Source organism: Shewanella dokdonensis (genome assembly GCF_018394335.1).
Lineage (GTDB): Bacteria > Pseudomonadota > Gammaproteobacteria > Enterobacterales > Shewanellaceae > Shewanella > Shewanella dokdonensis.
On record NZ_CP074572.1, the window covers coordinates 3,024,072 to 3,037,118 of the forward strand.

Consider the following 13,047-nt stretch of genomic DNA (forward strand, 5'->3'; position numbering starts at 1 on the left):
TAGGCGGGCGTTATGGGGTGACCCTAACGCCCGCTCGTTCTGCTCCAGCCAAGAACGCGTGAGAGATTATGTCAAAGCGAGATTATTACGAAGTATTAGACGTCGCCCGGGACGCCAGTGAACGGGACATCAAAAAGGCCTATAAACGCCTAGCGATGAAATACCATCCGGACCGCAATCCCGGCGATAAAGAAGCCGAAGCCAAATTCAAAGAAGTCAAAGAAGCCTATGAAATCCTGACCGATGCCGACAAGCGTGCCGCGTATGACCAGTTCGGTCATGCTGGGGTCGATCCCAGCCGTGGTGCCGGAGGTTTTGGTGGGGGAATGGCGCAGACTTCAGCGATATTTTCGGTGATGTCTTCGGGGATATCTTCGGCGGAGGTCGTCGTGGTGGACACAGACAACCGGCCCGCGGTTCTGACCTGCGCTATAACCTCGAATTGTCACTGGAAGAAGCGGTTCGCGGCATCAACCGAGAATTGCGCATCCCCACCCTGGCAACGTGTGATCTTTGTGGTGGCTCAGGTGCTAAAAAGGGTACCTCTGCTACGACTTGTGGCACTTGTCATGGCAGTGGTCAGGTACAGATGCGTCAGGGTTTCTTTGCGGTTCAGCAAACCTGCCCGACATGTCATGGTCGCGGTAAGATTATCAAGGAGCCTTGCAGCAAATGTCATGGCGACGGCCGCATGGAGAAAAGCAAAACCCTGTCGGTCAAAATCCCGGCCGGGGTGGATACCGGCGACCGCATCCGTCTGGCGGGCGAGGGCGAAGCCGGCGAATTCGGCGCGCCAGCGGGCGACCTGTATGTCCAGGTAACGGTGCGCGAGCATCCGATTTTTGTGCGTGATGGCAATAACTTGTACTGCGAAGTGCCGATCTCCTTTGCCAAAGCAGCATTGGGCGGTGAAGTCGAAGTACCAACGCTCGAAGGCAAGGTCAGTCTGAAGATCCCACCGGAAACGCAGACCGGGCGCATGTTCCGTTTACGCGGCAAAGGGGTGAAGTCCGTGCGTAGCCATGCCGTGGGTGACCTGTTATGTAAGGTCGTCATGGAAACTCCGGTAAACCTGTCTGAGCGTCAGAAAGAGCTGTTGCGTGAATTTGAAGACACCCTCAGTGGTGGCGGTAAGCACAGTCCCAAGGCCGAAGGCTGGTTTGACGGTGTGAAGAAATTCTTCCAAGACCTTAATAGCTGATGCCTAAAGAAAAGCCAGTGCAGTGCACTGGCTTTTGTCTCTCTATGACCGCTTAAATCCAGCCTTTTTTGCCAAATTCCAGCATGACCTTGGCAACGTAAGTCATCTCTTCCGGTGTTCCTAAGGACACCCGGCAATAATCATCTGCTGGTGGAAATGCCCGGCCTACCAAGATCCCCGCCTGTTTCATATGTTCCTGATACTCTGCCAACGGCACGTTGAGTTTGTGGAAAATGAAATTGGTGTTGGAGGGCACATAGGAAATTTTCAGTGCATTCAATGCCTGTAGCAGAATTTTGCGCGAGGTATCGTTACTTGCCCGGCTGTACTTGATGAAGGCTTCATCTTTCAATGACACCATGGCAGCCTTAATCCCACAGTAGTTCAGCAGGTTATCGCCGATTTTTGGTTGTAGTTTGGCAATCAATGACGGTGTGGCCACCGCATAACCTACACGCATCCCGGCCATGGCGAATAATTTGGAAAAGGTTTTCAGCAGAATCACATTTTCGGCACCCGCTTTGAGCAATGGAGCAACCGAGCGGAAATTTGGATCGTCAGCAAATTCGGCATAAGCCTCATCCATCATGAAAAGCGTATCCGCGGGTTTACTGTTGATCCAGGCTTCTACTTCTGCCGCTTTACAAATGGCTCCCGTCGGGTTATTCGGGTTGACCAGATATACCACTGACGGCCCTTTATAGTCGGCAACGGCCTTTTTCATGGCGGCTAAATCGATATCCCATGTTTTGGTCATGGGTACACGAGTAATTTTCATGCCATTGCTGCGGGCGTAATCTTCAGCGGCGCTGAAGGTCAGTTCTGGTGCAACTAACTGTACATTGGCTGCGGCCAGTGCTTCTATTACCACGCGGATGCCTTCGGTTGCCCCGAGGGTAAGAATGACCGCTTTTTCTGGCATGCCATATTGATCTGCCAGCTGTTTACGCAGTTCAAACATCTCTCCCATCGGGTAACGATTGGAGATGGCAACGGTTTCTTTGGCAACAGCCTGAGCTTTTGGTGACATCCCCAGCGGGTTTTCATTGAAGTTGATACGGATGGGGTTATCAGCACTGGGCGGGGTGAACGTTGGGCTAAGTTCGGTTTTTGCCAGTACCGGTTGACTCAGACCACTTACGGCTGCGCCACCCATCAGCACTCCAGAAAATTTTAAAAATTGGCGCCGCTGCACGTTAGTTATGTCGCTGTCTGCCATTGAATTTGCTCCTTGTGGTAGTTGTTATCAGTTTGCATGAGCATTAACTATGCCAGTCGTTAACTGATTGAATGTTATAACAATGTAATTTTATGTTGTATTATGGTGCATCACAGTGAGCCAAATCCTGCACCATAATGCAATAGTTTTCCCTAGTGAGTCCCTAAAAGGTGCAATGATTCGAGTCATTTAATAAAAAAGCGAAGCCATTTGGCTTCGCTTTTTGCTGATCCCATACTAAATCAAACAATTGACTTTAGAATGAATAGCTGACGCCTAGCATCAGATTACGTCCCATCAAAGGCGCATAATCTTTCAATAATGAGGTGTGTGGGCGCGCTTGCTGATCGGTCAGGTTGCTACCTTTCAGATACACTAGCATGTCGCCATTATCACTGAACAGACGATAGGTGACAGAAGCGTTGACGAGGGTGTATCCGGCGGTTTCTGTTTCATTGTCAGCCACATCGCTCTGCCGAGAGTAGGCGATCATGCCGACATCCGCATGCCACTGATCCAGATCGAAATTCAGGGTTGAGCCGAAGCGCAGTGGCGAGATCCGCGGCAGATTGCCACCATCCACCAATTTGCCACGAGTATAATCACTGAACAGCGCCAATGACCAAAGATCGTTGAACGGAATATTGGCCTGAGCCTCTACCGAATAAAGCTCAGCATCTGCTTGAGCATACTGATAAACCGGTAGATCGCCTTCTTCATCACTGTTAACCAAGTCAGAAGCGATAAGGCCAGTATTACCCTCGTAGAAGAAGTTATTAACGCGGTTATAGGCCATGCTCAATGAGCCCGTCCAGCTACCTTCTATCTTACGTAAGGTCAGGTCGAGGTTATTGGCAATCTCTTTATCAGCATCCCCGGCATTGACCATAATCTGGCCGTTTTCTACCCGGAATTCAGAACCCAGCTCAAAGCTCTGGGTCGCATCGTGGGGGCCATAGCTGTAAAGTTCTTCGGCGGTGGCTGAGCGTTCTGCTCTAGTTAACGCCACACTCAAGTTGTAGGACGGGTCGAAGTCCCATACTACACCTGCTGATAGGGTGCCATTCACGTCGCTCAGTTTCTGCGGTTGATACGCTTCTTCTCCGGCCAGCGTATCTAGCGTCATGGCCTCAGGTTTGAGGCGATAACTCTCAATGCGCCCACCCAGTTCAAAGCGGAAATCATCCACTTTGCGCTCCTGCATAATAAACGCTGCAATGGTATCGGTATTGCTATTAGGGGTTAGCTGTTCAGCGCCCTCTACCGAAAAATCACGGTGAATGAAGTGCAGCCCCATAGCGCCTTGCCATTCACCCCAAGGGTTATTATTCAGCGTCAGCCGGGCTTCTGTCTGCTTGTTATAGAAGAAAGTATCGGCATCGCCATCTTCCTCTTCAGCATGCTGATAATCAGTATATCCAGCATCCAGGCGCACTTTGGAGAAACCCGCAAAAGGATCTAACAGGCCACCATGCAACTGCCAAGCGGTTTTCTTTAGGTCAATCGTAATATCCGGCGCGCCTTCTTCACCACGGCCAGGAATGCCGTAATTGGATTCTGTGCGGGCGCCAGATACACCGATAAAACCGTTATCTCCGGTATATCCTACACCAGCGGCATATTCATCCAGTTGTAGCTGGCTGTTATCGACCGTGCCATGAGTGGTTGTGTCATCGGCAATGGCATTACCCGGAATATCATAAGAATTGGTGCGGCGGCGGGTGCCATCAAGGTGCCAGTTATACTGGCCGTTACCGCCATTCAAATCGGCATTTAGGGTTTTGCCATCATTAGCACTATCGTAACGCGCGCCTACTTCACCGTTGAAGCTATCTACAGGTTGTTCGTGCAGGCGTTTATCTACCACGTTGACCACACCACCGATGGCGCCATTACCATAGAGTAGCGTGCCTGGACCGCGCAGAATTTCAATCTGTTGGGCAGAAGCGGCTTCGGCAGTTACCGCATGATCTGCTGATACTGTAGACGCGTCACCGACAGATAAGCCATTTTCAAGGATCTTGACTCGGGGACCATCCATACCGCGGATGATTGGACGACTGGCGCCAGCCCCAAAGTGAGAGGCTTGCACCCCGGGTAGTTTATCTAGCGTATCGCCTAATGTTGGTTCGGTATTGAGCTTCAGTTGGTCATCGCTAAGCACGGTAACTGGCGTTGTACTTTCCAGCGCAGAACGGCCTAAAGGTGAGGCGGTCACCACAATGTTCTCTATCTGGCTACTGCTCAAGGTAAAGTCCTGAGTAATAGTGCCGTGACTGATTTTTAGATCCTGTTCACTGTGTTTGAACTTGTCACTGCTGATATGCAGATGCAGATGGCTGTTGTCGGCGATCTGTAAGCGATATTGCCCTTGGGCATCGGTTGTCACTTGGTTACCACCATCAACACTGACCAAGGCATTCGCTACAGGATTGCCTCGATTGTCAGTTACTTTCCCCTGTAATTGTGCGGCCAAAGCCGTAGTGCTCACACCGACGGACGCCAGTGCTACAAATAAAGCGCTAAGTTTCATTATGCCTGTCCTTTTTGATAAGCATTAAAATAGATAAATTTTTAAAGAATTATCAGGACAGATAGGGCGGTGCACGGGTTGAAAGGGTACGTAACCAAGGTAGTGCGGGTTGAATGTATAACGGCCCGGCGACTTTAATGACTAAGGCTTGAATCGCGGCAACTGGCAATACTGCTGTGGGGCCGCTACTCGGATGGTTACTGAAGTTACAGAGTAGACAGTGGGAATGTTCATGAACCAACCCATGTTCCGCAGAATGCACGACCGCAACCGACTGCAATACAGTCAGCCAAACGCCCAGCAGCAACCACAGCCACTTTTTGTTTTGCGGTAATATTCGACGTAACATCTCGATTCAGGACAATCTGTTATAACGGCAGCACGTTACTTGTTTCACTCGGCGGCGTCCAGTGAAGATTTAGTAACAAAGTATGAGGTTGGGGGCATGAGCTTCCTTGATTTTTGATTAATTTATTGTTTTTACTTAAATTACATTTTTAGATGGATGTTACTCATCAAGGTCAATTAACGCTGTATCTGGTTTGTTAAGATACGAAAATCGATGGAATTTTGCATGTTTATGCCTCGTTGCACCCTAGTGATTTTGAAGAAAATGCGGCAGGCATTATGGCTTTGCCTGCTATGCGGATGCAGCAGTCAGCAGGTGTTTTTGTCACGTGCTCAGGTCATTCCCGCCAAGATCGATGCGCTCCAACAGCAATTACAACAGCAGGGCTATGACGTTACTGTCATCAATGTGGCACCACCCTATAAATTAACGCAGCCATTGCTGATTAAGAGTCCATTGCTGTTTGATGACGCTTATATCAATGGCATTGTGCGTGCTATACAGCAGCAGGGATACGCTACGGTTGATGTGATATCGATGCAGACGGCACAACACTTTTATAATGGCTATAATGTGGGGCTGTATCTGCCTTCATCATTTAGTATCAATATGCCCGTAGTCATGCAGACTGATAATTGTGCTGGTCAATATATGGTGTTGCAAACCGATGCCGATACTCACAGTTTCACCCTCGATAGAGGGGATGAATATCCCTTGCTCAAAGGCAATTACAGTCTAAATGCACAAGGTAACGGCACGCTATCAACCCAGAACACGCAGATGCGTTTTAAACTGGTGCGCGTGCCAGTGTCTACGTGGGCCGGTGAGCGGCAAGCGGATAAGCTAACCGTTACGGCGCAAACATCTTCGTTGCTGCCGGAACATTGCAGCTTTATCACCATTTACGATGTATCACCGCCATAACCCGCTAAAAACAAAAAGCGAAGCTTTAAGCTTCGCTTTTGAGGTGGTTATCAACTAGATTACTCGCCCTGTTCTACGCCAGAACGGTTGATAATAAACTGTGTCAACATTGGCACCGGGCGTCCGGTAGCGCCTTTGTTCGCCCCACTGGTCCAGGCGGTGCCCGCGATATCCAGATGGGCCCAGTTATATTTCTTAGTGAAACGTGACAGAAAACAGGCGGCGGTGATTGAGCCTGCTGGACGACCGCCAATGTTGGCCATATCGGCAAATGGGCTTTCCAGTTGTTCCTGATACTCTTCCCACAATGGTAAACGCCAAGCGCGATCGCCCGCTTGCTCTCCGGCATTCAATATTTCATGGGCCAAAGGATTATGGCTAGAGAATAGGCCTGAGGCGTGTTTACCCAGGGCGATAACACAGGCACCTGTCAGTGTTGCGGTATCGATAACCAGCTCAGGATCAAAACGTTCCACATAGGTGAGTGCATCACACAATACTAAACGGCCCTCGGCATCGGTATTGAGCACTTCTACTGTCTGACCACTCATGGTTGTGAGAATATCGCCAGGACGATAGGCGTTACCTGATGGCATATTCTCGCAACCTGCTAGAACACCGATGACATTAATCGGTAATTGCAGTTCGCAAATGGCCTTCATGGTACCCAAAACCCCGGCAGCGCCTCCCATGTCGTATTTCATCTCATCCATGGCTTCGCCAGGTTTGAGGGAGATACCACCAGAGTCAAACGTCAGTCCTTTGCCAACCAACACCACAGGTTTGGCCGTATTATCAACGGCGCCCCGATATTCCATGATGGTCATGATCGATTCATTCGCACTACCACGACCCACCGCCAGGTAGGCATTCATGCCTAACTGTGCCATCTGTTCTTCGCCAATAGTGGAGACTTTTAAATTGTGGTGCACTTCAGCAAGCTGTTTTGCCTGGGACGCAAGATAGGCAGCATTACAAATGTTAGGCGGCATGTTAGCCACATTGCGGCACAGTTCTATGCCCGCTGAAACGCCCAAACCGTGGGTGATCGCCCGTTCCCCTAAGGTGAGTTCGCGACGGGTTGGCACATTAAACACTAACTTACGCAATGGCCGGCGAGCCTCGCCTTTACGGCTCTTTAGCGCATCAAAGCAGTAAAGTGCGGCATTGGTGGTCTCCACGGCTTGACGCACTTTCCAATAAGTATCGCGGCCTTTTACGTGAAGCTCGGTGAGGAAACATACTGCTTCCATTGAGCCAGTTTCGTTGAGTGTATTGATGGTTTTGGCGATGATTTGTTTGTATTGGCGTTCATCAAGCTCTCGTTCTTTGCCACAACCGACCAGCAGTATCCGCTCACTCAGAACATTATCAACGTGGTGCAACAGTAACATTTGGCCGGTTTTGCCTTCGAGATCACCGCGTCTTAACAGGTTACTGATATAGCCACCGCTAATTTTGTCCAGCTGTTCAGCAATACCTGATAGGCGGCGCGGTTCATATACGCCAACCACGATACAGGCGGAACGCTGCTTCTCAGGACTACCGCTCTTTACGCTAAACTCCATGAGCTCTCCTAGATTCTTTTAAAGACAAACTTTTTGATTTATTGGATAATGCCAGCTCGTGCCCGTCTGCATTTGGGGCGGATTTTTATCCGGCAGCAGAGGGTGCTGAAACACCTATCCGCAGCGATGGGCTACCTTAATGAGTGTTGACATCGCCAGTTTGGACAGAAAACTGTCAAAAGTGGACAGTTTACATAAAAGATACTCTGATATCAGCAAAAAGATAAGTTTAGATACAGGACCCAGCCTGTGATTGTATTCAGATACTTAATCCGTGAAGTGCTCAAAACGCAGATTGCCGTGTTGACTGTGCTGCTTGCCATTTTTGTCAGTCAACAATTTGTACGAATTCTGGCCGATGCCTCCGACGGTGAATTTCCCTCTTCGTTAGTGATGACCTTAATCGGGCTTAACTTGCCCGGTTTGATTGTATTGATTTTGCCGTTGAGTTTATTTCTCGGCATCCTGCTGGCTCATGGCCGTATGTATGCCGAAAATGAGATGGTGGTTCTGCATGGTGTGGGCATTAGTGAATGGTACGTGACGCGCGTGGTCTTGTTGCTGGCGCTGGTGAACTGCCTGTTCACTTTCTGGTTGTCCATGTATGGCAAACCTTGGGCCGAGGAGCAACAGCGACTGGTGCTGGAAAAGGCTAAATCTGAAGCCGGATTGGCGGCGTTGGTACAAGGCCGTTTTCAAACCAGTCCCAATGGCCGCGCGGTTATTTTTGTAGAAAAAATAAGTAAAGACAACGAACTGGAAAAAGTGTTTGTAGCACAAATGCCTGAGGCCGGAAAAGAGTCAGGACAGGCGAATCTGGTGGTAGCAAAAAATGGTCGGGTGACCGAAGATGCCAGTGGTGCGGAAAGCCTGAAACTCGACAATGGCGTGCGTTATCAGGGCGCGGCTAATCGCAAGGATGTACAGATAATTGAATTTGGCAGCTATCAGACACAGATTAAGGAACGGGAGATCGATGAGACAGATCGGCGTATGTCGGCGTTGTCTACCGAGGAGCTGCTAAAACAGGATAACAGCACTGCGGTTGCTGAATTGCAGTGGCGTTTGGCGATCCCTATTGCCATCCCGTTGATGACGCTGATTGCGGTGCCTTTAGCCAGAGTTAATGTCCGCCAGGGCAAATTCGGCAAATTGTTCCCCGCGGTGCTGCTCTATCTGGGCTATTTTGGGTTGTTGGTCGCTGGGCGCAAAGCATTGCAGGATAATATCATTCCGTTGTCGCTGGGGATGTGGTGGATCCACGGCTCGGCATTGTTATTGGGAATTTTGTTGTTAAGTAAAGAACGTCCTATTGGCGCGCGCATCGCCGGGCTATTTAGACGTCGGGGAGCCGCAGCATGATGAAAATCCTCGATTGGTACATTGCCCGTGCGTTGCTGAGTTCCTCGGCGCTGTGTTTGCTAATTCTGACGGGCTTGTCCGGTATCATAAAATGGGTTGACCAACTGCGTTTAGTGGGCCGCGGCAGCTACAGCATGATGGACGCCGCTGTTTATGTGCTGTATCTAGTGCCGCGTGATATTGAAACCTTTTTCCCGATGGCCGTGCTGTTAGGCGCCCTCATCGGTATGGGAATGCTGGCGTCCAATTCAGAATTGGTAGTGATGCAGGCGTCAGGATTATCCAGGCTGCAAATTACCTTATCAGTGATGAAAACCGCCGTACCGCTGATGTTGCTGGTGATGGCTCTGGGGGAATGGGGCGCCCCGGTGGCACAGATGAAAGCCAGTGAACTCAAGGCCACTAAAATTTCTGGTGGTAACCTTATCAAGTCGCACCGTGGTGTTTGGGCCAAAGATGGCAATCTGTTTGTTAATATCGGCCAGATAGAAACCATTGAACATCTCAGTGATGTCACGCTATATGAATTTGATGATAATCAACGTCTGCAAAGTGTGGTGCATGCGGCCGCAGCCTTTTATGCACACGATTACTGGCAGTTACAGAATGTGCGTCGTACCAGCATCAAAAATGAACAGGTAGTCGTTAATGATCTGGCCGAAGATCGTTGGCCTTCCAGCCTCACGCCGGACAAACTCAGTGTGGTATCGGTTGATCCTGACTCTTTACCAATCAAGGGGTTGGCCGGATATATGGAATATCTGAAAGGCAACAACCAGGATGCCAGCCGCTATGAATTGGCACTGTGGCACAAATTGATGCAGCCCGTCACCGTGGCGGTGATGATGCTGGTGGCTCTATCGTTTGTTTTTGGGCCGCTACGCAATGTCACCATGGGGGCGAGGGTGCTGCTTGGGGTGGTTGCCGGTTTTGTATTTCATATCAGCAACGAGATTTTTGGGCCGATGAGCATCGTCTACAACATGCCTGCCGTTGTCGGGGCCATTATGCCGAGTCTGTTGTTTACGGGCGCGGCCATCTACTATATTCGCAAGTGAATCTGCCCTGTTAGCAGGGCAGTTAGCTTTTATGGCGATGCGTTGGCAATACCACTACTTCGGAGTGGGTAACTCTATCTTGTAAGGCCAATTGCTGCTTACTGACAAGTAACCATAGATTGCCAATGCCAAACAATGACCAGCAGAGCCTAGCGATGGCGGTAATGAGGCTGAGGTTTTGCCCATTGAGGTGTTGTACTCTTAAGCGCCATGCCTGCATCCCGAGGGTTTGGCCAGCGTGACTCCAGAAATAGCTATAAAACGCCACAACCGCCAACAGTAGCCAGCATTGATATAAACCGTGGTAAAGCACATTTTGGCGCAGATTGTCTGCCAGCAGTGTTCCTTCTGGGATAACGAACAAGCCTACCTTATGGCACAACGCAAATAGTGCAAAACCTATGATGCCGGCAAAGCTATAGATTGCCAGCGCTAACAGTAAATCATAAAGCGCCGCCCCTAGACGCCTGCCTAAACTGGCACGCGGCAGGTTTGCTAGCTGGTAATTAGGCGTGTGTTTTTCAGTCATTCAGTCTTCAGTTTTTAACAGGCGGACATTGCTAAAACCCATACGGGCAAACTCGTGCAGTCGAAAGCTTTTTAGCGCCCCACCACCTTTGGCGGTCAGTGCGACTTGTTGTTCCATTTTCAGAAACGCACTGATATCAACCCCTTCAGCAGCGGCGGCCGCTTCAAAAATATCGCGATATTTATCGAAAGCGAAATTGATGGTTTTCTGTTGGCCACGAAACTCGTAGCTCACCAATCTGGCCATAATGACTCCTGTAACGGTCAGAACTTACTGCGAAAAATAAAGTATACCGCGCCAAGCGGCACAGCCCGGCCCAGAGATAATCGAGTTTCAGTGGCTCTCGCAAAAAAAACACAGAAAAGGGCACGAAAATACTGAGTGTGATCACCTCTTGCAGGATCTTCAACTGACCCACATTCATTACGCTATAGCCAATACGATTGGCTGGTACTTGCAACAGATACTCAAACAGAGCAATGCCCCAACTGACGAGTGCGGCAATGATCCAGGGTTTGCTGCCGAGCATTCGTAAATGACCATACCAAGCAAACGTCATAAAAATATTGCTCAGGCATAGCAGGCCAATAGTGATAAGCGTTGGTTGCATTCAGACATTCCGCGACAAGGAGTAACGCATATAACAGGCATCATCGGTGTAACTGGCTAGGGATTTTTCGATGGCACAGGGCCGAAATCCAAGCATTTGCCAGTAATCAGCCGCGCCTTGTACTGCGACCAAAGATAAGGTGGCCAGCTGTTGTTGCAGGGCAAACTGTACCAAGCGCCGAAAAGCCTGAGTCGCAAAGCCATGACCGCGCGCCGCCGGGCTTACTGCTATATCGTGCAGATACAGTGTATCGGCATGGAGACAGGGTTCGAGCATGCTGTAAAGTGCTGGCGGATCGCCTTCAATCCATGGATGGGCGAGACAATATCCCTGCACTTGATCACGCAGTTCCATCACAAAACAACTGTCGGGTGACAGTTGCCATTTGTTTTGCAGTACTGCCAGTGGTTCCGGTGCTATATCGTGGTAGCTTTGTTGCTGTACTGTCGCAATTGCCGGCCAGTCACCGGTCTTGATGGCACGAATAAGCATGATTCACAACCTGAGAGATGAGTGCCACCAGTATACCAGTTTCTCGGCGGGATTAACTCAGATAACGCTGTTGCGTGGGGACAGATGTTCAGGATTAAAGGGATAAGGAGCACACGGCTTGCCTGGGGTACTAAGGTGCCAGTGCCATGTGTGCTTCATTAAAACCCATCGGCTAGTTCCAGAATGCTTTTCAGCGTATAAATATGGCGGGCCAGTGTTGCCCGCGCGCAGCGCGGTTATCACTGCCGCCTGACGGCATCATAGTTGCCTGAGCCCAATCGTCTAAGACGGCAACAAGTTAAAAAACGAGATATTTTCTGAAAATGGTCAGTGAGTTACCGCTAGGCGGCAAGGGATTTACTGCTCATTACTTGACCTGTGCAATCACAATATTGTTATCATGCTGGCGGGGTTGCCTGGCGTTCTCAACTGCCATTGGTCATGAATGTCGTACAACCCTGCTGGCGGGTTGATGGCTCCCCGTCTAAAATTTTACAGAGTCAGTTGTTAATGGATTAAGGATAGAGACAACTGCAGGATGCAGATTGCCTCAAGGAGGAGCAAAGTGCTGGATTTCATTCTGGCCAATGACAACTTGCCATATGTGGTATGTTCAACCGTGGTGGTTATGCTGGGTGTTGTTGAAGCGATGGCGCGGGTGGCAGGTGGGAGTCTTGGTGTCTTGATGGATGAGCCGTTGGCGTTACAGCGCCAGGAGGCTGAGTTTACTGAAGAGCCGTCCCTAGCTTCGTGGTTAGCGCTAGATCGTCTTCCCGTCTTACTGTGGTTTATTCTGGCGCTGGTTTCATTTGCCATCGGTGGTTTTCTGATGAATCTGTTGGTGTGGTTTTCGGCCGACACGCTGTTGCCGCAGGAAATTTCTGTGTGGCCCGCATTTGCGCTCACGGCGCTGAGTTGTCACTTACTGGGACGACGGCTTGCTTGGCCCGTGGTCGAACCTGATGAGGACGACAATCTGTGCGGTAATATTGGTATTTTGACGTTAGGCAAAGCGATTAAAGGCTGTCCGGCAGAGGCGCTGGTACACGATGACCAACACCGTATTCATTATGTGCTGGTGGAACCTCAGGAAGACAATACGGCGTTTGAAGCTGGCACTCGCGTGTTGTTGTTGCAACGTGAGGGCATGATCTGGCGCGCCATTCGTTTTGAATCCTGAGCGCGCCAGTGCTGGATAACGA

At 50.0% G+C, this 13,047-nt stretch carries 11 protein-coding genes and 2 pseudogenes; 5 read left to right on the plus strand and 8 right to left on the minus strand.

Features of this window, described 5'->3' with window-relative positions:
- Nucleotides 1-68 precede the first annotated feature (68 nt).
- A pseudogene (gene dnaJ, locus KHX94_RS14515) lies at nt 69-1,201 on the plus strand (molecular chaperone DnaJ).
- A 52-nt stretch (nt 1,202-1,253) separates the two neighbouring features.
- Here the strand turns inward: dnaJ and KHX94_RS14520 are convergent.
- The 3 genes from KHX94_RS14520 to KHX94_RS14530 all read right to left on the minus strand — a co-directional run bounded on the left by KHX94_RS14520 (nt 1,254) and on the right by KHX94_RS14530 (nt 5,302).
- Nucleotides 1,254-2,420: a pyridoxal phosphate-dependent aminotransferase gene (locus tag KHX94_RS14520; protein ID WP_213683456.1), complete on the minus strand. Its 1,167-nt coding sequence runs from the start codon at nt 2,418-2,420 to the stop codon at nt 1,254-1,256.
- A gap of 256 nt (nt 2,421-2,676) precedes the next feature.
- Nucleotides 2,677-4,953 (minus strand): TonB-dependent receptor, encoded by a 2,277-nt coding sequence (locus KHX94_RS14525; RefSeq protein WP_213681182.1) that lies wholly within the window; start codon nt 4,951-4,953, stop codon nt 2,677-2,679.
- 52 nt (nt 4,954-5,005) lie between these two features.
- The gene (locus tag KHX94_RS14530) at nt 5,006-5,302 is read right to left on the minus strand and encodes a hypothetical protein (protein WP_213681183.1); all 297 of its coding nucleotides are present in this window, start codon (nt 5,300-5,302) and stop codon (nt 5,006-5,008) included.
- A gap of 225 nt (nt 5,303-5,527) precedes the next feature.
- On the opposite strand from KHX94_RS14530, the gene KHX94_RS14535 reads away from it, so the two are divergent.
- Nucleotides 5,528-6,226 carry a hypothetical protein gene (locus tag KHX94_RS14535; protein WP_213681184.1) on the plus strand — a complete coding sequence of 233 codons (699 nt, stop codon included), beginning with the start codon at nt 5,528-5,530 and terminating at the stop codon, nt 6,224-6,226.
- Between the two features lie 59 nt (nt 6,227-6,285).
- Here KHX94_RS14535 and pepA read toward each other — a convergent pair whose 3' ends face one another.
- Nucleotides 6,286-7,794, minus strand: coding sequence for a leucyl aminopeptidase (gene pepA / locus KHX94_RS14540; protein ID WP_213681185.1), 1,509 nt, complete (start codon nt 7,792-7,794; stop codon nt 6,286-6,288).
- Between the two features lie 249 nt (nt 7,795-8,043).
- Here pepA and lptF point away from each other — a divergent pair, with 249 nt between their 5' ends.
- A complete protein-coding gene (lptF, locus tag KHX94_RS14545; RefSeq protein WP_213681186.1) occupies nt 8,044-9,156 on the plus strand; it encodes an LPS export ABC transporter permease LptF in 1,113 nt (370 codons plus the stop codon).
- The gene (lptG, locus tag KHX94_RS14550) at nt 9,156-10,214 is read left to right on the plus strand and encodes an LPS export ABC transporter permease LptG (RefSeq protein ID WP_213683457.1); all 1,059 of its coding nucleotides are present in this window, start codon (nt 9,156-9,158) and stop codon (nt 10,212-10,214) included. Before lptF ends, lptG begins: the two co-directional genes overlap by 1 nt.
- Nucleotides 10,215-10,236: 22 nt before the next feature.
- Here the strand turns inward: lptG and KHX94_RS14555 are convergent, their stop codons facing one another.
- The 4 genes and pseudogenes from KHX94_RS14555 to KHX94_RS14570 form a co-directional block, all read right to left on the minus strand.
- The gene (locus KHX94_RS14555) at nt 10,237-10,743 is read right to left on the minus strand and encodes an RDD family protein (RefSeq protein ID WP_213681187.1); all 507 of its coding nucleotides are present in this window, start codon (nt 10,741-10,743) and stop codon (nt 10,237-10,239) included.
- Entirely contained in the window at nt 10,744-10,989 is a 246-nt protein-coding gene (locus KHX94_RS14560) for a DUF2960 domain-containing protein (RefSeq protein ID WP_213681188.1), read from the minus strand.
- 17 nt (nt 10,990-11,006) lie between these two features.
- Nucleotides 11,007-11,353 (minus strand): annotated as a pseudogene (locus KHX94_RS14565) (DMT family protein).
- Nucleotides 11,354-11,845: a GNAT family N-acetyltransferase gene (locus tag KHX94_RS14570; protein WP_213681189.1), complete on the minus strand. Its 492-nt coding sequence runs from the start codon at nt 11,843-11,845 to the stop codon at nt 11,354-11,356.
- Between the two features lie 565 nt (nt 11,846-12,410).
- Between KHX94_RS14570 and KHX94_RS14575 the strand changes: the two genes are divergently transcribed.
- Nucleotides 12,411-13,025, plus strand: a complete 615-nt coding sequence (locus tag KHX94_RS14575; RefSeq protein ID WP_213681190.1) for an OB-fold-containig protein — start codon at nt 12,411-12,413, stop codon at nt 13,023-13,025.
- The last annotated feature ends 22 nt before the right edge of the window (nt 13,026-13,047 follow it).